The organism is Nocardiopsis sp. NPDC006139, assembly GCF_040614155.1.
Taxonomy (GTDB): Bacteria; Actinomycetota; Actinomycetes; order Streptosporangiales; family Streptosporangiaceae; genus Nocardiopsis; species Nocardiopsis changdeensis.
The window spans coordinates 115,510-139,491 of sequence record NZ_JBEXTT010000006.1 but is presented as its reverse complement, the minus strand read 5'-3'; the positions used below and the strand labels follow the sequence as shown (position 1 = coordinate 139,491).

Annotated in this window: 17 protein-coding genes; 9 read left to right on the top strand and 8 right to left on the bottom strand. The window is 74.2% G+C overall.

The genetic code is table 11. The features are described from left to right. Nucleotides 1-68: 68 nt before the first annotated feature. A complete protein-coding gene (locus tag ABZ249_RS09920) occupies nucleotides 69-3,776 on the bottom strand; it encodes a CDP-glycerol glycerophosphotransferase family protein (RefSeq protein ID WP_355259872.1) in 3,708 nt (1,235 codons plus the stop codon). A 311-nt stretch (nucleotides 3,777-4,087) separates the two neighbouring features. On the opposite strand from ABZ249_RS09920, the gene ABZ249_RS09915 reads away from it, so the two are divergent. The 5 genes from ABZ249_RS09915 to ABZ249_RS09895 all read left to right on the top strand — a co-directional run bounded on the left by ABZ249_RS09915 (nucleotide 4,088) and on the right by ABZ249_RS09895 (nucleotide 7,506). Then, nucleotides 4,088-4,459: a DUF6703 family protein gene (locus ABZ249_RS09915; RefSeq protein ID WP_355259869.1), complete on the top strand. Its 372-nt coding sequence runs from the start codon at nucleotides 4,088-4,090 to the stop codon at nucleotides 4,457-4,459. A gap of 63 nt (nucleotides 4,460-4,522) precedes the next feature. Then, entirely contained in the window at nucleotides 4,523-5,359 is an 837-nt protein-coding gene (locus ABZ249_RS09910) for an ABC transporter ATP-binding protein (RefSeq protein WP_355259866.1), read from the top strand. Next, nucleotides 5,352-6,254, top strand: a complete 903-nt coding sequence (locus ABZ249_RS09905) for a metal ABC transporter permease (RefSeq protein ID WP_355259863.1) — start codon at nucleotides 5,352-5,354, stop codon at nucleotides 6,252-6,254. The genes ABZ249_RS09910 and ABZ249_RS09905 overlap by 8 nt, the downstream gene beginning before the upstream one ends. Beyond that, complete coding sequence (locus tag ABZ249_RS09900) at nucleotides 6,251-6,637, top strand: transcriptional repressor (protein ID WP_220562617.1); 387 nt, start codon at nucleotides 6,251-6,253, stop codon at nucleotides 6,635-6,637. The genes ABZ249_RS09905 and ABZ249_RS09900 overlap by 4 nt, the downstream gene beginning before the upstream one ends. Nucleotides 6,638-6,669: 32 nt before the next feature. Next, nucleotides 6,670-7,506 (top strand): maleylpyruvate isomerase family mycothiol-dependent enzyme, encoded by an 837-nt coding sequence (locus ABZ249_RS09895; RefSeq protein WP_355259860.1) that lies wholly within the window; start codon nucleotides 6,670-6,672, stop codon nucleotides 7,504-7,506. A gap of 44 nt (nucleotides 7,507-7,550) precedes the next feature. Here ABZ249_RS09895 and ABZ249_RS09890 read toward each other — a convergent pair whose 3' ends face one another. The 4 genes from ABZ249_RS09890 to recO all read right to left on the bottom strand — a co-directional run bounded on the left by ABZ249_RS09890 (nucleotide 7,551) and on the right by recO (nucleotide 10,841). After that, nucleotides 7,551-8,369, bottom strand: a complete 819-nt coding sequence (locus tag ABZ249_RS09890; RefSeq protein ID WP_355259857.1) for an SGNH/GDSL hydrolase family protein — start codon at nucleotides 8,367-8,369, stop codon at nucleotides 7,551-7,553. 115 nt (nucleotides 8,370-8,484) lie between these two features. Next, nucleotides 8,485-9,279 carry an SGNH/GDSL hydrolase family protein gene (locus ABZ249_RS09885; RefSeq protein WP_355259854.1) on the bottom strand — a complete coding sequence of 265 codons (795 nt, stop codon included), beginning with the start codon at nucleotides 9,277-9,279 and terminating at the stop codon, nucleotides 8,485-8,487. A 3-nt stretch (nucleotides 9,280-9,282) separates the two neighbouring features. Next, nucleotides 9,283-10,113 (bottom strand): isoprenyl transferase, encoded by an 831-nt coding sequence (locus ABZ249_RS09880; protein WP_220562620.1) that lies wholly within the window; start codon nucleotides 10,111-10,113, stop codon nucleotides 9,283-9,285. After that, complete coding sequence (gene recO / locus ABZ249_RS09875) at nucleotides 10,110-10,841, bottom strand: DNA repair protein RecO (RefSeq protein ID WP_220562621.1); 732 nt, start codon at nucleotides 10,839-10,841, stop codon at nucleotides 10,110-10,112. The genes ABZ249_RS09880 and recO overlap by 4 nt, the downstream gene beginning before the upstream one ends. A gap of 328 nt (nucleotides 10,842-11,169) precedes the next feature. Here recO and ABZ249_RS09870 point away from each other — a divergent pair, with 328 nt between their 5' ends. Beyond that, nucleotides 11,170-12,027, top strand: coding sequence for a CAP domain-containing protein (locus ABZ249_RS09870; protein ID WP_355259850.1), 858 nt, complete (start codon nucleotides 11,170-11,172; stop codon nucleotides 12,025-12,027). Nucleotides 12,028-12,535: 508 nt separating this feature from the next. Here ABZ249_RS09870 and ABZ249_RS09865 read toward each other — a convergent pair. Further along, complete coding sequence (locus ABZ249_RS09865; RefSeq protein ID WP_355259847.1) at nucleotides 12,536-14,749, bottom strand: hypothetical protein; 2,214 nt, start codon at nucleotides 14,747-14,749, stop codon at nucleotides 12,536-12,538. A 119-nt stretch (nucleotides 14,750-14,868) separates the two neighbouring features. On the opposite strand from ABZ249_RS09865, the gene ABZ249_RS09860 reads away from it, so the two are divergent. Next, complete coding sequence (locus ABZ249_RS09860) at nucleotides 14,869-15,582, top strand: DUF2625 family protein (protein WP_355259844.1); 714 nt, start codon at nucleotides 14,869-14,871, stop codon at nucleotides 15,580-15,582. Nucleotides 15,583-15,630: 48 nt separating this feature from the next. On the opposite strand, the gene leuA is transcribed toward ABZ249_RS09860, so the two are convergent. Both leuA and ABZ249_RS09850 read right to left on the bottom strand, forming a co-directional pair. Continuing rightward, nucleotides 15,631-17,331, bottom strand: a complete 1,701-nt coding sequence (gene leuA / locus ABZ249_RS09855) for a 2-isopropylmalate synthase (protein ID WP_355259841.1) — start codon at nucleotides 17,329-17,331, stop codon at nucleotides 15,631-15,633. 501 nt (nucleotides 17,332-17,832) lie between these two features. Further along, on the bottom strand, nucleotides 17,833-18,900 hold the full coding sequence (locus ABZ249_RS09850) for an alkene reductase (RefSeq protein ID WP_355259838.1): 1,068 nt from the start codon (nucleotides 18,898-18,900) through the stop codon (nucleotides 17,833-17,835). A gap of 164 nt (nucleotides 18,901-19,064) precedes the next feature. Here ABZ249_RS09850 and ABZ249_RS09845 point away from each other — a divergent pair, with 164 nt between their 5' ends. Together ABZ249_RS09845 and ABZ249_RS09840 are read left to right on the top strand one after the other, a co-directional pair. Next, nucleotides 19,065-22,364, top strand: coding sequence for a BTAD domain-containing putative transcriptional regulator (locus ABZ249_RS09845; protein ID WP_355259835.1), 3,300 nt, complete (start codon nucleotides 19,065-19,067; stop codon nucleotides 22,362-22,364). A gap of 296 nt (nucleotides 22,365-22,660) precedes the next feature. Next, a complete protein-coding gene (locus ABZ249_RS09840) occupies nucleotides 22,661-23,869 on the top strand; it encodes a M14 family metallopeptidase (RefSeq protein ID WP_355260256.1) in 1,209 nt (402 codons plus the stop codon). Nucleotides 23,870-23,982: the final 113 nt, after the last annotated feature.

Sequence of the window (23,982 nt, the reverse complement as noted above, 5' to 3'; positions counted from 1 at the left end):
ACGGGGGCGGGCCCGGGAGCGGAGGGCGGCCCGGGGCGGCGGGCCGGTGCCCGCCGCCCCGGCCGGCGTCAGTCGGCGCCGAAGACCCGGTCGACCACGCGGCGGGCCGCGCCGCCGTCGTCGAGCGGGCAGAACCGCTCCACGAACGCCCGGTAGGCCCGGGCGCTGTCGCGCGCCACGTCGTCGATCCCGCGCAGGGCCTCGATGACCTGGTCGGATTCCATCAGCAGCGGCCCCGGCGCGGTCTCCTCGAAGTCGAAGTAGAACCCGCGCAGGTTGTCCCGGTACCCCTCCAGGTCATAGGTGAAGAAGAGCATCGGGCGCCCCGTGTTGGCGAAGTCGAACATCATCGACGAGTAGTCGGTGATGAGCACGTCCGTCACCAGGAACAGCTCCATGATCTCGGGGTACAGCGACACGTCGTGGACGAAGTCGCGCCCGACGATCGGCACGCTGTCCACCACGCGCGGGTGGCGGCGCACCAGCAGCACGTGGTCCTTGCCCAGCTCGTCGTACAGCCGCTGGAGGTCCAGGTGCAGGTCCAGCTTGTGCTTGCCGCGGGTGTAGTACTTGTCGTCGCGCCAGGTCGGCGCGTACAGCACCACCTTCTTGTCCTCGGGCAGCCCGAGCCGGGCGCGGGTGCGCTCCGCGATCGCGTCCCGTTCGGGCGAGAAGAAGACGTCGTTGCGCGGGTACCCGGTCTCCAGGATCTCGCCCTCGAACCGGAAGGCGCTGCGCAGGATGGGCGTCGCCCACGGGCTCGGGGACACCAGGTAGTCCCACTGCCGCGTCTCCCAGGCCAGCTTGTCGAAGTAGTCCCGGGACTTGCCGCGGATGTTCTCCACGTCGAAGCCGATGCGCTTGAGCATCGACCCGTGCCAGGTCTGCACGACCGTCTGGTCCGGGTGGCGGTGGAACCACGCCGGCTGCCGGGAGTTGGTGACCAGGTACCGGCTGCGCGCCAGCCCCTCGTAGTACTCGCGGCCGCGGTGGCGGACCCGGGTGAGGTCCTCGGGCAGGTTCACCTGCCCGTCGGCGACCAGCCACGACATGGGGTAGTCGGCCCAGCGCTCGCGGCGGCGCAGCTCGGCGTAGACGCTCTGCGGGCTGTCGGAGTACTGGCGGCCGGTGTAGGTGTCGAAGAGGACGCCGTCCACGACCGGTTCCAGCCGCTGCGCCGGGTAGAAGGTCTCGCGCAGCTCGCGCTGGGCGAAGGTGCCCTGCTCGGCGGGGCGCAGGTCGCCGCCGACCTGGAGGACCGGGATGCCCCGGCCCTGGTAGGAGAGGGTGTAGCCGCGCTCCGCGGTCTGCATCTCCAGCGGCAGCGAGGCGAGCAGGTCCTCGGCGAACTCCACGCCCACGTCCGCGTGGCGCTCCCCCGACTCCGGCGTGTCCACCCGTCCCCACAGCTGGTAACCGCCCGCGGGCAGCGACAGGGTCCCGGACAGCGTGGGGACGTCGGCCGGGGAGAACCGGGCGGTGAACCGTTCCCCGGAGCGCTCCACCTCCAGCGCGTGCTCCTCGTCGCGCCCGCGCGCCTTGGCGACCAGGCTCAGCTCGGCGGCGGCCCGGAAGACCCCGGACAGCACCAGGGTCCGCCCCTCCCAGCGGGCCTCCTCCACCGAGGGCCGGGCGTGGCCCGCGCGCAGCCGCAGGTGGCCGACGGCCGAGCGCAGCACGGACAGTTCGCGGCGGCCGTCGCCGTCGGCGTAGGCGGCCGGCGCGACCTCCTCCGGCACGACCAGGGACACCACCTGCTTCTCACGGGTGACCAGGTGGGCGTCCCAGGTCTCCTGGCGGATGACGCCGCCGCACTCGTCGACGGCCCGGTCGTACAGGTCGCCGGCGGCGATCCTGGCTTCGAACCGGCCGCCCTCGGACTCCAGCGGCACGCTGACCGTGGCGGTGCCGGGCCGCCGGGTCAGTCTCAGCTCGACGGCCTCGGCCGCGGGTGCGGCGACGGGTTCGCCGCGCAGCTCCAGCACCCCGGCGCGCTCGTCGAACCGGTGCCCGGTGATCCTGGCCAGGCAGGGCTCCACACTGATGACCAGCTGCTGGTCGCGGCTCCAGTGCGGGCGGACCCACACCTCCTCGTCGACCCGCTGGTAGGCGGGCCGCCTGGCGGGGCCGGGCACCGGGTTGGAGACGGTCCGGCGCCGGGTGATGCCCCGGTTGAGGACGACCAGTTCGATCTTCCAGTCGGAGGCGTCCCAGCGGCCGGAGTCGCGCAGTCGGCGCGGGTCGACGATGACGGTGAAGCCGCCGTAGTCGTGCCGGGCGGCGTCGAGCACGTCGGGCAGCCGGTACTCGGCGGCGCGGCGGATGCGGACCGGCAGGCGGACCCGGCGGCGGTCGTCGGAGCGCACCGCGTAGGCGGTGACGTGCTGGTGCCAGCGGCGGTGGGCGCGCAGGTGGCGGATGCCCAGCCGGCCGCGGATGTGCAGCCGCCCGTCCTCCCAGGCGATCTCCTCGGTCTTCTGGCGGACCTTGATGTCGTCGTCGACGCGGTAGATCTCGCGGGGGACGGCCTTGGCCGGGTCCTCGGACTCGAAGAAGGGGTAGCGGATGTAGTAGCCGAACCCGCGCCGGACCAGCGTGGCCTTCTTGATCTCGACGCTCTTGGCGAAGGTGGCGACCTCCAGCACGTCCTCGACCCGGTGCTTGCGGACCAGGTGGTACAGCAGGCGGTCCAGGACGCCGAGGCCGTCGAGCAGGCGGGCGGGCACGTGGTCGAGGTAGGTGTTGACCAGCGCGACGGCGGTGGCGCGGGTCTCCTCGTCGGCGTCGTCGAGCCGCATCAGCAGGCGGTGCAGCTCGCCGTGCAGGAGCGTGCGGTCCCACAGGTCGCGGTCGTGGGTGGCCAGTCCCTCGGCGAGCCGGGTCATGGCGCCCAGTCTGCGGGTGAGGGTCTCCTCGTCCAGGGGGAGCGCCTCCCGCTCGCTGCGGCGCCTGAGCAGGGCGGGCCCGGGCAGGACGTCCACCGTGCGGGCGGACAGGGCGGCGCGGCGCAGGCCGAGGTCGGCGTCGTCGGGGTGCAGGCCGTGGTCGGTGAGGGAGTTCCAGAAGTCGCGCCGCCACAGCTTGTTGCCCAGGACGCCGTCGGAGGCCAGTCCGGGGATGTTCCGGGGGTCCTCGGCCAGGCGCGGGCGGGCGTAGTGGCGGCGGTGGCGCTTGGAGGGCGCGGCGCCCAGCTCGTCGAACATGTACACGTTGCCGACGACCAGGTCGGATCCGCTGTCCCGGGCGCTGCCCAGCAGGTAGGAGAGCGCGTAGCCGGTGAGGGCGTCGGAGCCCTCCAGGAAGAGCAGGTGCCCGCCGCGGGCGGCCGCGGCCCCGCGGGCGCGGGCCGCGGGGGCGTCCGGCGCGGGGTCGTCTGCCGACAGGACGGCGGTGACCCCGGCGGGGGGCGCGGCGGCGAACGCCGCGGCGACGGCCAGGGCGTCCTGGGCCCGGTCGACGGCCTCGTCCCCCTGCTCGCCCTCCTCGCCGGGGGCCCCGTTGCCGGGGGCGGTGCCGTCCTGTTCGTTCTCGTCGTCCTCCTCGTCCGCGGCGGCGTCGGACACGGCCGTGCCGGGCGCGGAGGCGTCGGGCGCTCCGGTGCGGGGCGCGGCGGTCGCCGGGCGGACGGGGACGAGGACGACCTCGATCCCCGCGTCCGCACCGGACGCGGGCTCTCCCCCTCCCGGGAGGCCGGTCTGGCGGCCCAGGGAGTCGAGGCAGTGCTGGAGATGGGGCTCGGTGACGTCGAACGTCACGATGACTGTCGGTTCGGGCACGGAAGTTGACACCCTCCGAAGGGTTCGCGCATGCGGGACCCGGCAGATGCGGCTCGCGCGTGGACGGTAACGGTGCTGGGAGCTTTTCGTGGTTCTCTTTTCACCCTGAGTGAGAGGTCCCTCGACGGAGGTGTCCTCTCCGGGGGATGGGGAGGCCGCGCGGGGCCGGTCGGGTTCGACGTCGGCGGCGGGCCGGAGCCCTGCACTAGGGTTTCGGTACAAGTATCACAGGAGTGGGAATCGGGCGCTCCGGACGGGTATCGGTCGTGTGACGACCCGGCCCGATGCCTCCCGAGACCGAACGGACCCCCATGGCACCTCCCGAACACGGCGACGACAAGCGAACGGACGACGGGGGCGCCCCCCTGCCCTCCGGGGACTCCCTGTACACCCCGGGCGCGGGGCCGGTGCGCCGGGCGGTGGAGCGGCGCAGCGCGGTGCCCCTGGTGTGGCTGCACCGGGCGCCGCGGTGGCTGTCGCCGGTGCTGCTGGGGGCGCTGTTCGTGGCGGGGCTGCTGGCCCCGGGGCTGGCGGGCGGGCTGTGCCTGCTGCCGGTGGCGCTGTTCCTGGCCTGGCTCGCGTACCTGACCTGGCCCTCCCTGGACTCCCGGCAGCGGGCCCCGCGGGTGCTGATCGTGGTGGTGATCGCGGTGCTGGCGGTGGCCCGGTTCCTGGGGTTCTGAAGTGTTATCGCCCTGAGTCCGGGTATTTTGACAATCATTTTCGTTTTCGTGATAATGGGGTTCGTGTACGCCCAGATCAGGGACGAGTCGGTCCCGCCCGCCTTCCAGGCCATCGACGCCCGCGTCTCCTACGACGGGGTCCCCGTCCTGGACGGGGTGAGCACGGCGATACGGGCGGGCGAGACCGTGGCCGTCCTGGGCCCCAACGGGTCGGGCAAGTCCACCCTCATGCGCGCGATGCTCGGCATCGTGCCGCTCTCCTCCGGCGAGATCCGCGTCCACGGCGCACCGCTGTCCCGGTTCCGGGACTGGCGCCGGATCGGGTACGTGCCCCAGCGGCTCACCGCGGGCGGCGCCGTGCCCGCCACGGTGCGCGAGATCGTCGCCTCCGGGCAGGTCGCCGCGCGCCGCCGGCTGTCGCTGCCCACGCGCGCCGACCGGGCCGCGGTCGACGAGGCCCTGGCCGCCGTCGGCCTGACCGACCTGGCCCGCGCCTCGGTGCGCGAGCTGTCGGGGGGCCAGCAGCAGCGCGTGCTCATCGCCCGCGCCCTGGCCGGGCGCCCCGACACCTTCGTCATGGACGAGCCGATGGCCGGGGTGGACCACGAGAACCAGCGCGCGCTCGCCCGCACCATCACCCGCCTGCGCGACCAGGGCTCCACGGTCGTCCTGGTCCTGCACGAGCTGGGGCCGCTGGAGGACGTCATCGGACGCTCCGTGGTGCTGGAGTCGGGCCGGATCGTGCACGACGGCGCCCCGCCCGCGCCGACCGGCGAGTGCGCCCGTCCCGGCCACGAGCACCAGCACCCCCACCCCGACCCCAACGACCCCGACCCGCGGGCGGCCGAGCCGTCCTCCCCCGCGGACCTGATGCGACTCGAGGTGCCCGGCCGTGATTGACCTCCTCCAGTACGAGTTCATGCGGCGCGCGCTGATCGCCGCGGTGCTGGTCGGCCTGATCACCCCGGTCATCGGCACCTACCTGGTGCAGCGGCGGCTGGCGCTGCTGGGCGACGGCATCGGGCACGTCGCCCTGACCGGCGTGGCCCTGGGCCTGCTCACCGGCACCTCGCCGCTGCTCACCGCCGCCATCGTGTCGATGATCGGCGCGGTCCTCATCGAGGTGGTGCGGACGCGCACCCGCACCAGCGGGGACGTGGCCTTGGCGCTGCTGTTCTACGGCGGCATCGCGGGCGGCGTGCTCCTCATCGGGCTCACCCCGGGGGCGAGCAACGCCACCCTGACCGGGTTCCTGTTCGGCTCGGTGAGCACCGTGAGCGAGGAGGACCTGTGGGTCGTCGCGGTGCTGGCGCTGGGCGTGGCCGCCGTGGTCGCGGTCTTCGGCCGCGAGCTGTTCGTGCTGTGCCAGGACGAGGAGGTGGCCCGGGCCCACGGGCTCCCGGTGCGCTTCCTGAGCGTGCTGCTGGCCGTCACCGCCGCGTTGACGGTGGTGATCGCGATGCGCGTGGTGGGCCTGCTCATGGTGAGCGCCCTGATGATCGTCCCGGTGGTCGCCGCCCAGCAGCTCACCCGCAGTTTCCGGGTGACGATGTCGCTGGCCGTGGTGATCGGCCTGCTGTCCTCGCTGGGCGGGCTGAGCACCGCGTTCTACGCCGACCTGGCCCCCGGCGCCACGATCGTGCTGCTGGCCCTGGCCGCCTTCGTCGTGGCGGTGGGCGTGGGCGGGGTCCTGCGCCGGGCCTCGGGGCACAGGGCCGCGAGCACCCGGCCACCCGCCGTCACCGCGGAGGCCGGTACGATGCCCGAGAGCGATCCGGGGAGGGTGAGCCGTTGAGTACGACGACACGACGTGAGGCGGTCCGTCGGGCGTTGAACGCGTCCAGCGGTTTCCGCAGCGCCCAGGACCTGTACGCGGACCTGCGCGCCGAGGGTTCCAAGATCGGCCTGACCACCGTCTACCGGGCGCTCCAGGCGCTGAGCGACTCCGGCGAGATCGACGTGCTGCGCACCGACGACGGCGAGGCCGTCTACCGCGCCTGCGGCAGCGAGAGCCACCATCACCACCTGGTGTGCCGGGTGTGCTCGACCGCCGTGGAGGTGGAGGGGCCGGCCGTGGAGCGCTGGGCCGCCGAGATGGGCGAGGCGCACGGGTTCACCGGCGTCACGCACAGCGTGGAGATCTTCGGGACCTGCGCGTCCTGCTCCCGCCGGAGCTGAGGGCGCCCCGCGCCCGTCCGAGAGGCGACCCCATGGACGACCACCCCCTGCTGGGGCCGGAGATCGACGTCCGCTCCCTGTTCCCCGCGGAGCGGGCCGCCCTGCTGTCCCTGCTGCGCTCCCTGGAGCCCGGTCAGTGGAGGGCCGAGGCCGTGCCCGCCTGGAGCGTGCGGGATCTGGCCGCCCACCTGCTGGGCGACGACTACGGACGGCTGGCCGGGCGCCGGGACGGGTACCGGGAGGGCATGGCCCCGGCCCCGGGGGAGACGGTCGCGGAGTTCATCCACCGGGAGAACGCCCGGTGGGTCGACGGGACCCGCCGGATCAGCCCCGCCGCCCTGGTGGACACCCTGGAGCTGACCGGCCGGTGGGTCGCCGACCTGTGGCGCGACGCCGACCCGCACGCCCCCTCGCTGGGCGTGGACTGGGCCGGAGTGGTCCCGGCGCCGACCTGGTTCGACTGCGCCCGCGATTTCACCGAGTACTGGACCCACCGCCAGCAGATCCGGCTGGCCGCGGGACTGGCCGCCGACCTGGCGCCGGAGGCGGCCGGGCCGGTGCTGGACACCTTCCTGCGCGCCCTGCCCCACACACTGCGCGGGTTCGGGGCCGAACCCGGCACCCGGGCCCGGGTCGTGGTGGAGGGCCCCGCGGGCGGGACGTGGACGGTGGTGCGCACCGGCGGGGGCTGGGCGCACGACCCGTCGCCAGGGGCGCCGGCCGCCGCGACCGTGCGGCTGGACGCCGACACGGCCTGGCGGATGTGCACGAGGATGATCGACCCCGGTGAGGCCGCCGCGCGGGGCGTCCTCACCGGGGACCGGGAACTGGCGGCCGCCTGCTGCCGGATCGTGTCGATCCTGCGCTGAGGGCCGGCGGGCCGGCGCGGGGTCCCCTCCCGGTCCCTCCCCGGTCAGTGCTCCCGGCGCAGCGGCTCCAGGCCCGGGCGCTTGGCGGTGACGTTGTCCCCGGAGGAGCGGCCGGTCAGGCGGCGGTGGATCCACGGCATCAGGAACTCGCGCGCCCAGTGCAGGTCCTCCTGGCGGGCGGCCCGCCAGTCGCGGGGCTCGGCGGGCGGCCAGGGCTCCTTCCAGTCGCCCTCGACGGGCACGCCCAGGACCTCGCACACGCGCAGGGCCAGGCGGCGGTGGCCCTCCGAGGAGAGGTGGAGGCGGTCCCAGTTCCAGGCCCGGGGGTCGTCGAGGATCCGCATGCTCCACACGTCGACCACGTCGCAGCCGTAGCGGTCGGCGATGGCGCGCATGTGCATGTTGTAGGTGGCGATCTTGCCGCGCATGTGGCGCATGACCGGCTGCCAGTTGGTGTCGAAGCCGGTGAAGACCACGATGCGCGCGCCGGTGCGGGAGAGCTCGGCGACGGCCTCGGCGAAGACCACGGCCACCGCGTCGGGGTCCGAGCCGGGGCGGATGATGTCGTTGCCGCCGGCGCAGAGGGTGATGAGGTCGGGGGAGAGTTCGACGGCGCGGGGCAGCTGCTCGTCGACGATCTGCCGGATCAGCCGGCCGCGGACCGCGAGGTTGGCGTAGCGGACCTCGCCGACGTGGTCGGCGAGGTGCTCGGCCACCCGGTCCGCCCAGCCGCGGTACCGCCCGTTGGGCACGCTGTCGCTGTCCGGGTAGGGGTCGCTCATGCCCTCGGTGAAGCTGTCCCCGAGGGCGACGTAGGACAGGATGTCCTTCTTGGTGAGGTCGTTCGTCCCAAAGCCGCTCATGGTAGACGATGATGCAACCACGCGCCATGGTTACGCGACAGTAGGTTTCCGGTTTTTCGGGTTTTGAGCGTGACGTCACACCCGCGGATCCCCCATGAGCGGCTTCGGGACCCGGTCAGCGCTCCTTGGTGACGAGCGTCAGCTCCGGGCGCTTGGCGGTGACGGTGTCGCCGGAGGAGCGGCCGGTCAGGCGGCGGCCGATCCACGGGCCCAGCGACTCCCTGACCCAGGTCAGGTCCTCCCTGAGCGCCTCCGCACGGCCCACCGGCTCCGCCTCGGGCCAGGGCTCGTCCCAGCGCTCGGCGACCGGGACGCCCAGCACCTCGGCCACCCGCAGCGCCAGGCGGCGGTGCCCCTCCGGGGACATGTGCAGCCGGTCGGCGTCCCAGGCGCGGGAGTCGGTCAGCACGCCCATGGACCACTGGTCGACCAGGAGGCAGCCGTGGCGGTCGGCGATCGCGCGCACGTTCATGTAGTAGCGGGCGAACAGGCCGATGGTGCCGCGCATGTAGCCGGTGGCGATGTTCACGCCGGTGAACAGCACCACCTGCGAGCCGTTGGCGCGCAGCCGGGCCACGGTGTTGTCCAGGATCCTGGCCATCCGCTCCGGGTCGCCCGCCGGGCGCAGCAGGTCGTTGCCGCCCGCGCACAGGGTGACCAGGTCGGGGGCCATCTCCAGGACCGGGGGCAGCTGATCGGTGACGATCTGGCGCATCAGCTTGCCGCGCACGGCGAGGTTGGCGTACCGGACCTCCCCCAGGTGGTCGGCCAGGTGCTCGGCCGTCCGGTCCGCCCAGCCGCGGAAGCCCGAGCCGTCCGGGTAGGGGTCGCCGACCCCCTCGGTGAAGCTGTCACCGATCGAGACCAGCGACATCCCCGGGCGCAGCAAAGGCGCGTCCTGCCCCGCCATCCCTCATTCCCCCTCTTCTTCGGGTACGGCCACCGGGTTCGGTTCGGCCCCGCCGTAGCGGCGGTCCCGGCGCGCGTAGATCTCACAGGCCCGCCACAGGTCGCGGCGGTCGAAGTCGGGCCAGAGCGTGTCCAGGAAGACGAACTCGGCGTAGGCGGACTGCCACAGCAGGAAGTTGGACAGCCGCTGCTCACCCGAGGAGCGGACGAACAGGTCCACCGGCGGGACCTCCGGCGAGTACAGGTGCCGGGAGAGGGTGTCCTCGGTGATCTTGTCCGGGGAGATCTCCCCGGCCGCGGCCTTGCGGGCCAGCGCGCGCACGGCGTCGACGATCTCGGCCTGGCCGCCGTAGTTGACGCAGAACTGGAGGGTGAGCGCGGTGTTGTCGCGGGTCAGCTCCTCGGCGTCGCGCAGCTCCTTGATGACGCTCTTCCAGAGCATGCCCGGGCGGCCAGCCCAGGTGACGCGCACCCCGCGGGCGTGCAGCTCGTCGCGGCGGCGGCGGATGACGTCGCGGTTGAAGCCCATGAGGAAGCGGACCTCCTCCGGGGAGCGCTTCCAGTTCTCCGTCGAGAAGGCGTACGCCGACAGGTTGGGGATGCCCAGCTCCAGGGCGCCCTCGATGACGTCGAAGAGGGACGCCTCACCGGCCTTGTGGCCCTCGGTGCGCGGCAGGCCCCGCTGCTTGGCCCAGCGGCCGTTGCCGTCCATGACCACGGCCACGTGCCGGGGCACCAGGTCGGCGGGCAGGCCGGGAGGACGCGCCCCGCTCTCGTGCGGGACGGGTGCGGTGTACCCCCGCCGGTTACCGGTGTCGAAGCTGAACAGACTCAAGAACGCTCCACATGGCGCAGTGATCGGATTCCGTTTTCCAGGTGCCACTGTAGGTACGCCGCGACCAGGCCGCTGCACTCGGTGCGGTGCCGTGGGTCGCTGGCGTCCGCCGCCGCCCAGTCGCCGCCCAGCAGGGACGACATGAGGCGGACGGTCTCGGCCGAGGGGTGCACGCTGCCGTGGGGGCGGCACACCGAGCACACCGTTCCGCCCGCGTGGATCGCGAAGGACCGGTGCTCGCCGCGGTCGCCGCAGCGGGCGCACTCGGACAGGGCCGGGGCGTACCCGGCCACGGCCAGGGAGCGCAGCAGGTAGGCGTCCAGGACCAGCCGGGCGTCGTGCGTGCCCTCGCCCAGGGTACGCAGTGCGCCCAGGAGCAGGAGGAACTGGCGCAGGGCCGGGTCCTTCTCGACGGCGACGACCTTCTCCGCCGTCTCCAGCATCGCGGTGGCGGCGGTGTACCGGGAGTAGTCGGCGACGATCGCCTCACCGTAGGCGCGGACGGTCTCGGCCTGGGTGACGACGTCCAGGGTCCGTCCGGTGTGCAGTTGCAGGTCGACGTGGGTGCAGGGCTCCAGCCGGGCGCCGAACCGCGACCGGGTGCGCCGCACGCCCTTGCCCACCGCCCGCACCAGGCCGTGGCGCCTGGTCAGCAGGGTGATGATGCGGTCGGCCTCGCCCAGCTTCTGGTTGCGCAGGACGACGCCCTCGTCACGGTAGAGGCTCACTCCCCCATTGTCGCGGATGCCGGTGACCGTCCACGCGCCGGGCCGGAGCACATATGCCGGACGCGCACTGCCTTGACCAGGTTGATCACGTTTTGGATTCCCTTTTCAAGATATTTGGTCTACTCTCACGCGCTAGACGTGACCCGCCGGGTCGGCCGCCCTTCCCCCGCGGCGCCCCCGGCGCCGCCACGCGGAGGCGCGGCCCCCTCGCGGCCGGACCACCGAGATCTCACGTGGCGATGGGCGAACCCAGAGCCGCCCCAGGGTACGAACCCGGCTTCGGGCGGCGAACCCGCCCGTATCCCGCACACACCGGAGGAGAGCGATTATGGCGCGCGGTCGTCGAGGAAAACGGCGGGCAGGCCCCCGGCGCTCCCAGCGCAGAAGGCCGGTCCCCCTGGGCGTCACCCTGGCGGCGGTACCGGTGGGGCTGACCCTGGCCGGAACGCTCCTGGTCACAGGGTTCGGCGAGGAGCTGAACCCGTTCCGGACCACCGCGGACGGGTCGGCCCTGCCCGAGGGCGGCGCGGCCTCGTCGGTCGGCACCGAGGCGCCGACGGTCCCGGACGCGTCCGAGGACCCGGACTTCTTCGTGTCCCCCGACGCGCCCGCCCAGGAGCGCACCCCGTCGGGGGACAGCGAGCCGCAGAGCGCCGACGTCACCGCCTCGTCCTCCCCCGAGGACACCGGGGCCGAGGACGCGGACGCCGACGGGAACCGCGGTGAGAACGCCGGCGGGGCGGGCGGCTCCGGCGGAGGCGGCGGGTCCGGGGGCTCGGGCGGTTCCGGTGGGGGCGGCGGCGGTGGCGCGGGGCCCTCCTCCGCGGTCACCGACGAGGTCGTGCGCTTGGTCAACGCCGAGCGGGCCGACGCCGGGTGCGACGCGCTGCGCGTGGACTCGCGGCTCACCGCCGCGGCCCAGGAGCACAGCGAGGACATGGACCGGCGCGACTACATGAGCCACCAGAGCCCCGAGGGCGAGGGTCCCGGCGACCGGGCCCGCCGCCACGGGTACGACGCCTGGGGCGCCGAGAACGTCGCCAAGGGGCAGACCAGCGCCGCCCAGGTGATGGACGCCTGGATGAACAGCCAGGGCCACCGCGACAACATCCTGAACTGCGGCCTGGTCGCCATCGGCGTGGGCGAGTCCGGCAACGCCTGGACCCAGCTGTTCGGCTGGGAGTGAATCCGGCCCACCGCTCCTGTACGGGGCGGTCCGCGTTTCTCCGCGCGGACCGCCCCGTCCCCTTTCGGGGCCCGGAGAGTGGGAGCGCTGAACCGTTAGCAGCGGAGCCCTCGAAGAGGGTCGAGAAGGAAGCGCTCCCGGTGCCGGGAAGCACCGGGTGAGGAGAGTGGCCGGGCTGTGTCTTTCCAGAGAGGGATAAGAGAAGGAAGCCCGCCCGTGGGCCCTGCGGGCCGGAGCCTCACCCGGTGTGGGGGCGGAGGGTGCGAGGGCTGTGTCCGAGAATGAGAAGGAAGCCCGCCCGTCGCCCACCACCGCCCTCAACGGACGCCTTCGGCGACGGACCTTTTCGCGGTGCCGCCCTGGCCGGGCCCGCCATGGGCCCGACCGGGAAAGCGGAGAGTGAACCGGCTGCGGTTTTCTTAAAGAGAGAAAAAAGGAGAAGGAAGCCGGTTCGGGGCCGCTCCGCCCACCACGTTAGCGAGCGGGGCGGCCCGGCGCCACCGGGTTTTCAGGACGCGGGACCGGGCTCGGGGCCGGTGTCGGGGAGCAGCGAGGCCAGCGTCGGCAGGGTGATCGCCCGCACGCCGTCCGGCAGCCCCTCCGGGAGCTCCGTCCCCAGGTAGCCGACCCGCAGTCCCCCCGTCGCCAGCCCCTCCGCCTCCTCCTCGGTGAGCGGGCCCGCCTCGCGCACCCGGACACCGCGTTCGGCCATCATGCCGACGAGGTCGCCGACGGTCAGGTACCGGCGCGAGAGCACGCCGCGGGCCAGCAGGTTGCCCGGGACCCCGGTCTCCTCGACCCGGTTGAACTGCTCGTCCGCCGCCAGGAACAGGTGCATCCAGCGGGCCGACCAGGTGCCGTCCTCCCCCTTGGCGAAGGCCAGCGGCACCAGCACCCGCGACTCCCCCTCCAGGTCGGAGCGGACCCGGACGGTCCGCGGCTCGAACGGCATCCCCTCCTGCGCGGTGTCCAGCGACATGTAGCCGAAGAACGCCTCGGGCAGGAAGGTGAACCGGTCGCCGCTGTACACCAGCACCTGCGGCACCACGTACCGCACCCCCGGGTCCAGCGCGGCGAGCTCCAGGTCGATCATCTCGGTCGCGCCGCCGGGAGCCGGGGCCTCGACCAGGTCGCCGGAGTGCACGGCCCCGGTGTCCTTGAGGTTGGTCCAGGAGACCTGGCCGAGGGGGCCGAAGTCCTCGCCGAGCAGCATCACCGACAGGTCCAGGTCGGTCGTGGTGTCCGGGCCCTCGACCCAGTGCACGAAGAAGCGCAGGCGCTCCCCCTCCACCGCGGTCACGCTGCCCCGCGGCAGCACGCCCGTCCCCTTGCCGGCGCCGCGGCCCGAACGCGGTACCGCCACGTCCCGCACCGCCGGATCGACGAGGAGCAGGTCCACGTCGGGCAGGCGGTCGGCGATCAGCGCGTCCAGGGCGGCGGTCACCGCGGCCGTGTCGGCCTCGGGCAGCGGCGGCCGGGTGTCGGGGACCGTCCACCCGCGGGCGGTCTCGTTGGCGAACAGCCGCACCGAGCCGGGCAGGCTCCGGTTGGCGAGCTGCTCGCGGGCCGAGGCCAGCACGCGGCCCGACACCCGGTGGCCGACCGCGTTCAGGCGCTCCACCAGCAGGTCGGTGACCGCGGGTCCGCCCGCGACCATGATCCGGTCCAGGGACCGGACGAGGGTTCCGGGCGCCCCTGCCAGGAGGTGGACGGCGGCCGCCACGTCCCCGGACCCGAACGCGGCCTCCACCCGGGCGGCGAGGGTGCGCACGCGCTTGTCGCCCCGGGCCACCGCGAACACGTCGCGGGCGTGGCCCAGCGCCGGGTACTCGTGCGGGTGCAGCCCCTCCCCCAGGCGCTTCCAGCCCTGCACCCGGCGGCCCACGTCGGCCAGCTTGCCGGGGTCGGCGGCGACGATGCCGTCCAGCGCCGTCAGCAGCAGCCGGCGCTCGCGGCGGGTGAAGGAGCGCAGGCGCGCGGGCGCCACCAGGGTGGGGTCGCCGTCGGACAGGGCCTGGGCCAGGCGCAGCACGTCGGTGACGGTGTCGAGCACCGGGGGGTGGCCGGCCAGGACCCGGGCGGCGTTGACCACGGCCCGGTTCTCCCGGACGGGGATCGCGGAGGGCTCGTGGTCGGGGCACTGCGCGGCCAGGCGGCCCAGCAGGTCGCGGTCGGCGTCGGAGAGCGGCACCGTCGACCCGGCCAGGTCCGTGTAGAGCAGGCGGGCCTCCTCCTCGGGGGTGCCGCCGCGGTGCAGCAGGGTCCACCGGTCCTTCGCGCCGGCGACGAAGGCGTCGCGGACGGCCGCCAGCTCGGCGTAGGTGTGCCGCAGGCGCCCGTAGGAGGGCAGGGAGAGCAGGTCGAGGCCGTCGGGGCCCAGGACCACCGCGTCGCGGTGGGCCGGGTCGGTGACCGCGGCGACCAGGCACTCCAGCCAGAACTCCACGGTGTCGGGGACGTTCCGGGGGAAGTCCGCGAAGTACACGTTGTGCTCGGCGTCGGCGCCGACGAGGCCGCGGACGGCGGCGAGCAGGGGGACGGCGGTGCGCAGCACCGCGTCGGGGGCCAGCCCCTCCAGGTGGGCGCGCAGGTCTGCGGTGAGCGCGAACCCGAGGGACAGCAGCGCGGCGTCCAGCCGCCGCACCGCGGCGGTGCCGTCTCCGGGCTCGGCCGCGGGAAGGGGGACCCGCAGGGTCCGCTGGATGATCTCGGTGTGCACCATGCCCGGAATGCTCCCATCGCGCGAACCCCCGCCGCCAGGGGTTTTCCCGCCCCCGATCGAGGTGTCCGGACGCGGTAATAGGGTGAGCGGCACCGCAGCGAACAGGTGGGAGGGCACGGGTGCGCGAGCTCAGTGAGCTGGTCGAGGTGGACCGGCCCGGATGGCCGGTGGTGGCCGCACACCTGGCGGACGCCAGGGTGCCGGTGCGGATGCTGCCCGGCGACCCCGAGCGGGGCCGGACCTGCCTGCACCGGCTGCAGGTGACGGCGCGGTCGTTCCTGGGCGCGATGGCGCTGGAGAGCGGCGGCCTGCTCGTGGACGACGGCTGGCTGCGCGTGTACGGGGGCGGCGGCCCCGGGCTGCCCGGGCTCGGCGAGGTCAACGACCTGAGCGCGGCGGTGGTGCACGGCCCCCCGCCGCACCTGGTCGTGGGGCACGACGTGCTGGGCGGGGTGTTCGCGCTCAACGGCCCGGCCTGCGAGGACGACCGGTACCCGGGGCGGCCCGGGGAGATGGTGTACTTCGCCCCCGACTCCCTGCGGTGGGAGCCGTTGGAGGCCGCCTACTCGTCGTGGCTGCTGTGGATGCTCCAGGAGCACAACCTGGAGAACTTCTACGCCGACCTGCGCTGGCCGGGGTGGCGCGAGGCGGTCGCGGGGCTGGCCCCGGACCGGGGGCTGTCCTCGGTGCCGTTCCTGTGGACGGAGGAGGCCGCGGCGGATCCGGCGGCGGTGCGGCGGCGGCCGGTGCCGCTGGCCGAGCTGACGGGGCTCAACCGGGAGTTCGCCGCGCTCGCGGGCGAGCCCGACCCGGGGCCGTTCGGGACGCTGTGACGGGCGAGGGGCCCGCGGCCGGTGCCGCGGGCCCCTCGCGCGCGTGCGTCAGGCGCGGCCGATGGCGCTGCACAGGGCGCGCAGCGAGGCGGTGGTGATGCTGCTGTGGATGCCCACGCCCCACACCACGCGGCCGTCGATCTCGGCCTCCACGTAGGCGGCGGCGCGGGCGTCCCCGTCGGCGCCCATGGAGTGCTCGACGTAGTCCATGACCCGTACCTTGACGTCGACGTCGGCCAGGGCGTCGCAGAACGCGGAGATCGGGCCGTTGCCGGTGCCGACCAGCTCGCGGATCTCGCCGTTGACGCGGGCGTCGGCCTCGATCCGGTAGGTGCCCTCGGCGTCGGTGCTGGAGCGGTGCGCCAGGACGGCGACCGGGCCGTTCTCGCGCAGGTAGGTGTCGGAGAAGATCTCCCAGATGCGCTCGCCGGAGAACTCGCCGCCCTCGGCGTCGGTGAACTTCTGGATGACCTGGGAGAACTCGATCTGCAGGCGGCGCGGCAGGTCCAGCGAGTGGTCGCGCTGCATGATGTAGGAGACGCCGCCCTTGCCGGACTGGCTGTTGACCCGGATGACGGCCTCGTAGTTGCGGCCGACGTCCTTGGGGTCGATGGGCAGGTAGGGCACGTCCCAGCCGTACTCCCCGACGGGGACCCCGGCCGCCTCGGCGTCGGCCTCCAGCGCGGCGAAGCCCTTCTTGATGGCGTCCTGGTGGGAGCCGGAGAAGGCGGTGTAGACCAGGTCGCCGCCGTAGGGGTGGCGAGGGGCGACGGGCAGCTGGGTGCAGTGCTCGACGGTGCGGCGGATCTCGTCGATGTCGGAGAAGTCGATCCGGGGGTCGACGCCCTGGCTGAACAGGTTCAGGCCCAGGGTGACCAGGCAGACGTTGCCGGTGCGCTCGCCGTGGCCGAACAGGCAGCCCTCGACGCGGTCGGCGCCGGCCATGACGGCCAGTTCGGCGGAGGCCACCCCGGTGCCGCGGTCGTTGTGCGGGTGCACGGACAGGACCACGTGCTCGCGCCGCGACAGGTTGCGGCTCATCCACTCGATCTGGTCGGCGTAGACGTTGGGGGTGGCGCGCTCGACGGTGGCCGGCAGGTTCAGGATGATCTCGCGGCCGGGGCCGGGCCGCCAGACGTCCATGACCGCCTCGCAGACCTCCAGGGCGAAGTCGATCTCGGTGTCGATGAAGATCTCGGGCGAGTACTCGTAGCCGAAGTACTCGGTGTCGCCCAGGTACTGCTCGGCGAAGCGCATGACGTGGCGGGTGCCCTCGACGGCGATGGCCTTGCAGGCCTCGCGGTCCACCTTGAAGACGACGCGGCGGAAGGTCGGCGCGGTGGCGTTGTACAGGTGGACGGTGGACCGCTTGGCGCCGACCAGGCTCTGCACGGTGCGCTCGATCAGGTCCTCGCGGGCCTGGGTCAGGACCGAGATCTGGACGTCGTCGGGGATCAGGTCGCCCTCGATCAGGGAGCGCACGAAGTCGAAGTCGGTCTGGGAGGCGGCCGGGAAGCCCACCTCGATCTCCTTGTAGCCCATCCTGACCAGCAGCTCGAACATCTCGCGCTTGCGGTCGGGGTCCATCGGCTCGATCAGGGCCTGGTTGCCGTCACGCAGGTCGGTGGACAGCCAGCGCGGCGCCTCGGTGATGGTCTTGGACGGCCAGGTGCGGTCGGGCAGGTCGACCGGGGTGAAGGGGGTGTAGCGCTGGAACGGCATGGGGGAGGTCTGCTGCTGGGGCACCATCTCGGTGGCTCCTCGGATTCGCGGCGTGGTCAATGGTCGACCGTGGACAAGCCGAAGCCCCGCGGCGAGGGAGCCGACCCGTACTAACGACCCCCGCCGCGGCCGCTAAGAAGGAGCAGCTCGCACAGCATGATGGGCTCACGCTAGCAGAGCGTCCGGAAATCCTGGTACTTCCTGTCCACACTTTGGGACGAGCATCACGTGACCTGCGCCTTTCCCGGCGGGCGCGTGTCGGCGATCGGTCCCCCTCTGTCCGGGTCATCTCGATTTCGAGACAACCGATACCTTGATCTCGAGATACAGGGCAGAGGTCTGTACCATTGGGGGGAACCCTTCAGTGCTAGGGGGGTCGTTCGAGTCCCGCCGGGGGACCCAGGGTGCGGCCAACACCCGAGGCCGCCGTCGTTGCGCGCCGTTCACACGTAAGCCGCGACCGACGGCCGGGCCGGCCCCCCGGCGGGATTTCTCCTTTCCGGCACCCCGGTGCCGCCCCGGACGGGGTCAGGCGCCGGCGAGGTGCGGGTAGTCGGTGTAGCCGGTGCGGTCGCCGCCGTAGAAGGTGGCGGCGTCGGGCGCGTTGAGGTCCGCCCCCGAGCGCAGGCGCTCGTCCAGGTCCGGGTTCGCGAGCCAGGCCGAGCCCAGGGCGACGGCGTCGGCCCCGTTCGCCAGGGCCGCGTCGACGCCGGACAGGTCCAGCCCCGTCGCCGGGTTCACCACGAGGGTGCCCTCCCACAGGCGGCGGACCAGCGGGGTCAGCTCGGCGCCGCCGATCTGCGTGGTGTGCAGGAAGGCCAGGTCGGAGCGGTGGCGCAGCCCCTCCAGGAGGGCCGTGTACTGCGCGGCCGGGTCGCCGTCCGACATGCCGTTGTAGTTGTTCTCCGGCGAGATGCGCAGGGCGGTGCGGTCCGCGCCGATGGTGTCGGCGATGGCGTCCACCACCTCGATCGCGAACCGGGAGCGGCGCTCGGCGTCGCCGCCGTACTCGTCGGTGCGGTGGTTGGAGCCGTCCGCGAGGAACTGGTGGACCAGGTAGCCGTTGGCGCCGTGGACCTCGACGCCGTCGAACCCGGCCTCGACCGCGTTGCGGGCGGCGTTGGCGAAGTCGTCGACGACCTCCTGGATCTCCGCGACGGTCAGCTCCCGGGGCTCCGGGTGCGGGAGCATGCCCGAGCCGTCGAACAGCTCCTGGCCCGAGGCGATCGGGGACGGGGCCACCGGCAGCCCGCCGTCCGGGTACAGCACCGGGTGGCCGATCCGGCCGGTGTGCATGAGCTGCGCGAAGACGAGCGAGCCGCGCGCGTGGACGGCGTCGGTGACGGGCTTCCACGCCTCCACCTGGCCTGCGTCGTGCAGGCCCGGGGTGTTGATGTAGCCCTGGCCGCGCACGCTGGGCTGGATGCCCTCGGTGATGATGAGGCCGGAGGAGGCGCGCTGGCCGTAGTACTCGGCGACGAGCGCGTCGGGACGGCCTGCGTCGTAGCAGCGCGACCGGGTCATCGGGGCCATGAACAGGCGGTTGGCGGCCTCGTGGCGGCCGACCTTGATCGGCTGGAACAGGGAGTCGTCCACGGTTCTCCTCCGGGTCTCACGTGTCGGGGGCGACCGCCCCCGGGAACGTTCCGAAGCTAGGCCGGGGCGCCGTCCGGCCGCTTGCCGCGCGCTGTCCGTCCGCTGTCGTGACCCCGGTCTCACCGTGAGGAGCGCCGCGGAACCGCGCGTATAGGCTCTCCGGTATGCGATTCGGGGTGCTGGGGCCGCTGGCCGTGTGGACCGACGGGGGTTCGTCCGTACGCGTTCCGGGGGCCAAGGTGCGCGCCCTGTTGGCGCTGCTGCTCGTCCACCGCGGCGAGTCGGTCTCGGCCGACCGCCTGGTCGACGAGCTCTGGGACGCCCCGCCGCCCGATCCGGCCGGCGCCGTGCAGACGGCGGTCTCCCGGCTGCGCGGCGCCCTGGAGCGCGGCGAGGCCGGGTTCCGGTCCCGGCTGGAGTCGGGCCCCTCGGGCTACCGGCTGCGGGTGGACGCCGACGCCGTGGACGCGGGCCGGTTCGAGGCCCTGGTGGCCCGGGCCCGCGGCGGCGGCCCCCGGGAGCGGGTCCGGCTGCTGGACGAGGCGCTGGAGCAGTGGCGCGGCCCGGCGCTGGCCGACCACGCGGACGCCGCCTTCGCCGCGGCGCCCCTGGCCCGCTGGGAGGAGATGCGCCTGGCGGCCCTGGAGGACCGCGCCCGGGCCCGGCTCGACCTGGGCGAGGGCCCCGAGCTCGTCGCCGAGCTCGGCGGACTGGTGCGCGCGCACCCGGCCCGGGAGCGGCTGCGAGCGGCGCACATGCTCGCCCTGTACCGGGCGGGCCGCCAGGGCGAGGCCCTGGAGAGCCACCGCGGGCTGCGGGAGCTGCTGGCCGAGGAACTCGGCGTGGACCCGGGCCCGGAGATCACCCGGCTGCACTCGGACATCCTCGCCCAGTCCCCCGTACTGGACCCGGCCCCCGCGGTCGCGGAGGTCCCGGCGGCCCCGGCTCCGGCTGCGGCCGTCCACCACCCGCACGTCATGGCGCCCCCGGCCGATCCGGCCCCCGCCGCCCCTGCCCGGGGCTCGGTGCCCGCCCCCCTGACCGACCTGGTGGGGCGGGACGACTGCGTCGCCGAGGTGCGGCGCACCCTGGCGCGGTCGCGCCTGACCACCCTGCTGGGGCCCGGCGGTGTCGGCAAGACCTCCATGGCCCTGGCCGCGGTCGCCGTCGGCGACGGCCGCTTCGGCCCGGTGTGGTTCGTGGAGCTGTCCGGGCGCGAGGACGGCGAGGGGGTCGCCGAGGAGGTCGCGGCCGTGCTGGGCCTCCAGGACGAGGGGTCGCGGTCGGCCCGGGCGCGGCCGGTGGCCGCGCGCATCGCCGAGTCGCTGGGCGGCGGACCGGCCCTGCTCGTGCTGGACAACTGCGAGCACCTGATCGCGCCGGCGGCGGACCTGGCGGCCCGCCTGCTCGGGACCGTGCCGGGTCTGCGGGTCCTGGCCACCAGCCGGGAGCCGCTGGGCATCCCCGGCGAGCACCTGCACCAGGTGAGGCCGCTGGGGCTGCCGGAGGGCACCTCGCCGGCGGAGGTGGCCGCCTCCGACGCCGTGGCGCTGTTCGTCCGGCGGGCGGCCGCGTCGGTGCCCGGCTTCACCGTGGACGCGGCGAACGCCGAGGCGGTGGCCGGGATCTGCCGCCACCTCGACGGACTGCCGCTGGCCCTCGAACTGGCCGCGGCCCGGGTGCGCTCCCTGGGGGTGCACCGGCTCGCGGAACGGCTGGACGACCGCTTCCGGGTCCTGGGGGCGGGCGGGCACGACCGCAGACGCACCCTGTGGGAGACCGTGGACTGGAGCTGGCGGCTGCTGACCGGGCCCGAACAGGCGGTGCTGCGCCGCCTGTCCGTGCCGACCTGCGTGTTCACGCTGGAGACCGCGGAGGCGATCGCCGCCGACCCGCAGGGGGCGCCCGGCGTGGAGCCGGCCGACGTCGCGGGGATCCTGGCGGGCCTGGTGGACCGGTCGCTGGTGGCGGTCGGCCAGGAGGGCACCCGGTACCGGCTGCTGGAGACGATCCGCGCCTACGCCGCGCGGCGCCTGGCCGCCGCCGGCGAGGAGGACGCCGTCTGGCACCGGTACGCACGGCACATCGCCGACCGCTCCGGACGGGGCGAGGCGGCGGACTTCACCCTGGACCCGCACCAGGCGGACGCGGACCGGCAGGCGGCCGACGTGCGCGCGGTCATCGAGTGGTCGGCCGACCACGGGCACGCCGACCTCGCGCTGCGCGTGGCCGCCTACCACGGCTGGTTCTGGTACCTGCGCGGGCGGTACCGGGAGGGGTGCCGCCTGCTGTCCCGGGCGCTGGCCGCCCAGGGCACGGGCTCCCCCGCGGACCGGGCCGAGGCCCTGCTCTGGCACACCGTCCTGGGGGTGGCCGAGTGCACCGACCACGCGGAGCACGCGCCGGCGCGCGAGGCCGAGCGGATCGCCCGGGGCCTGCCCGACCCCCGGACCCGCGCCCGCGCGCAGACCCTGCTGGTGTTCGTGACGGCCTTCTCCGACGCCGTCGGCCCCGGCGACGACTGGCCCGACGAACGGCTGTCGGAGGCACTGGAGGTGTTCGAGGCGGCCGGCGACCCGTGGTGGACCGCGTTCGCGCTGCACCTGCGCGGGTGGCGGGCGCTGCGCCGCAGCGAACTGGGTCCCGCCCGCCGCGACGCCGACCGGAGCCTGGCCCTGTTCTCCCGCGCCGGGGAGCCGTGGGGCGAGGCCCGGGCGCACAGCCTGCTGGGCGTGGTCGCGGGCATCGAGGGCTCCTACGCCGAGGCCGCCCGCCGGCACCGCAGCGCCCTGGAGATCGCCGAGGGCCTGGGGCTGTGGCCGACGGTGGTCGACGAACTGGGCCGCCTGGCCCGGGTCCACCTGCTCAACGGCGACCTGGAGGCCGCCGACGCGCACAACCTGAGGGCCCTGCGGATCGCCGGCGAGCAGGCGTTCCGGGCGGGGCGGAGGTTCACCGTCGCCGGGCTGGGGATGACCGCCCGGCGCCGCGGCGACCTCGACACCGCGCGGGAGCACTTGGAGGAGGTCCTGGCGGTGCACCGGCAGGACGGGTACCGGCCGGGGCTGGCGTTCGCGCTGGCCGAACTGGGCTTCACCGCCGAGCAGCGCGGGGACGCCGGAGCCGCCCGCGACCTGCACCGCCAGGGCCTGGAGCAGGCCCGGCTCACCGGGGACCCGCGCGCGGTGGCCCTGGCCCTGGAGGGGCTGGCGGGGGTCGCCGCCCTGGAGGGCGACGGCGTCGCCGCGGCCCGGCTGGTCGGCGCCGCCGAGCGGCTGCGCGAGGCCGCCGGGGCGCCGATGCCCGCCGCCGAGCGGTTCGACGTGGACCGCGTCCTGGCCGCCGCCCGCGCCCTGGCCGGTCCCGAGGCCGTCGGGGCCGCCCGGGCCGCGGGCCGCGCCCTCCCCCCGGAGGCCGCGGCCGCCGAGGCCCTCTCCCCCGCCCGGGAGCCTCAGCCGCGGTAGGCGGGTGGCCGGATGCGGCCAGGAGGGGACGGGGTACCCGCGGCGGGCGGGGCGGACCCGGCGGGGGTGACGTGGGGGTTCGCCGCTTTCAGCGGCAAACATTCCTATATGACTCAGAGATCATGGATGTTGACAGAACGTGGTGATCTCTTCTGCAATGTCGCCACCGTGTCCGATCGCCTCACCCCCGCTCACGGAGGCATCCCGTGGAGACCACCCGTTTCCCGTCCCCCAGGCGCGCCCGCATCCCCTCGGGCGTGCGCCGCACCCTCGTCCCCCTGACCGCCGCCGCGCTGATGCTCGGCACCCTGGCCGCCGGGAGCGCGACCGCCGAGCCCGAGTACGACCTGTACATCGTGGACGGCGCGAGCACCCCGCGGGACCGCACCGCCATCGCCTCGACCGGCGCCGCCATCGACCAGGTGGCCGCCGAGGAGGTCCTGGTCACCGCCACCCCCGACGACGCCGCGGAGATCGCCGCGCTCGGCTTCGGGGTGGAGGTGCTGGAGGTCCCCGGGGCGTTCGCCGCCCCCGACCCCGGTTACACCGACCACGCCGAACTCCTCGACCTCGTCGACAAGGTGGTCGCCGACCACCCCGACCTCGCCGTCCCGAGCGTCATCGGCACCTCGCACGAGGGCCGCGACATCGTCGCGGTCAAGATCAGCGACAACGCGGCGGCCGACGAGGACGAGCCCGAGGTGCTGTTCACCCACGCCCAGCACGCCCGCGAGCACCTGACCGTCGAGATGGCCGTCTACCTGATGGACCTGCTCACCGACGGGTACGGCACCGACGAGCGCATCACCGGGCTGGTCGACGGCCGCGAGATATGGATCGTCCCCAACGTCAACCCCGACGGCTCCGAGTACGACATGGCCGGCAGCGCCTGGCGGGACTGGCGCAAGAACCGCCAGCCCAACGCCGGGACCTCGGCGGTCGGCACCGACCTCAACCGCAACTGGGACTACGAGTGGGGCTGCTGCGGCGGCTCCTCCGGCAACCCGAGCAGCATCACCTACCGCGGCCCGGCCCCCGAGTCCGCCCCCGAGGTGCGGGTCGTCGCCGACTTCGTGCGGAGCCGGGTGGTGGGCGGCGAGCAGCAGATCACCGCCGCCATCGACTTCCACACCTACAGCGAGCTCATCCTGTGGCCGTTCGGCCACACCTACTCCGACGTCACCGACGGGATGACCCGCGAGGAGTACGACACGCACGCGGCCCTGGGCGCCCACATGGCCGACGCCAACGGGTACACGCCCCAGCAGTCCAGCGACCTGTACGTCACCGACGGCTCGATCAACGACTGGCTCTGGGGCGACCAGCGCATCGTCAACTTCACGTACGAGATGTACCCCCGCTCGGCCTGGGAGGGCGGCTTCTACCCGCCGTCCTCGGTGATCGACCGGGAGACCGAGCGCAACCGGGAGGCCGTGCTGCGGCTGCTCGACTACGCCGACTGCCCGTACCGCATCATCGGCGAGGAGGAGGCCTACTGCGGCTGACCCCCGCGTGGACGGCCCCTCCCCCCGAGCCAGTAGGGGGAGGGGCCGCTGTGCACCGCGGACGCAGGCGCAGGAGGAACCCGTCCGCGGCGGCCTGTGAGAGCGATGGCGCC

Excerpts from the sequence above, each read along its gene's own strand:
- ABZ249_RS09870 (WP_355259850.1), top strand. The coding sequence starts at position 11,170 with ATGGCGCGCGGTCGTCGAGGAAAACGGCGGGCAGGCCCCCGGCGCTCC.
- ABZ249_RS09895 (WP_355259860.1), top strand. The coding sequence starts at position 6,670 with ATGGACGACCACCCCCTGCTGGGGCCGGAGATCGACGTCCGCTCCCTG.
- ABZ249_RS09840 (WP_355260256.1), top strand. The coding sequence starts at position 22,661 with ATGCTCGGCACCCTGGCCGCCGGGAGCGCGACCGCCGAGCCCGAGTAC.
- ABZ249_RS09865 (WP_355259847.1), bottom strand. The coding sequence starts at position 14,749 with ATGGTGCACACCGAGATCATCCAGCGGACCCTGCGGGTCCCCCTTCCC.
- ABZ249_RS09890 (WP_355259857.1), bottom strand. The coding sequence starts at position 8,369 with ATGAGCGGCTTTGGGACGAACGACCTCACCAAGAAGGACATCCTGTCC.
- ABZ249_RS09845 (WP_355259835.1), top strand. The coding sequence starts at position 19,065 with ATGCGATTCGGGGTGCTGGGGCCGCTGGCCGTGTGGACCGACGGGGGT.
- ABZ249_RS09915 (WP_355259869.1), top strand. The coding sequence starts at position 4,088 with ATGGCACCTCCCGAACACGGCGACGACAAGCGAACGGACGACGGGGGC.
- ABZ249_RS09885 (WP_355259854.1), bottom strand. The coding sequence starts at position 9,279 with ATGGCGGGGCAGGACGCGCCTTTGCTGCGCCCGGGGATGTCGCTGGTC.
- leuA (WP_355259841.1), bottom strand. The coding sequence starts at position 17,331 with ATGGTGCCCCAGCAGCAGACCTCCCCCATGCCGTTCCAGCGCTACACC.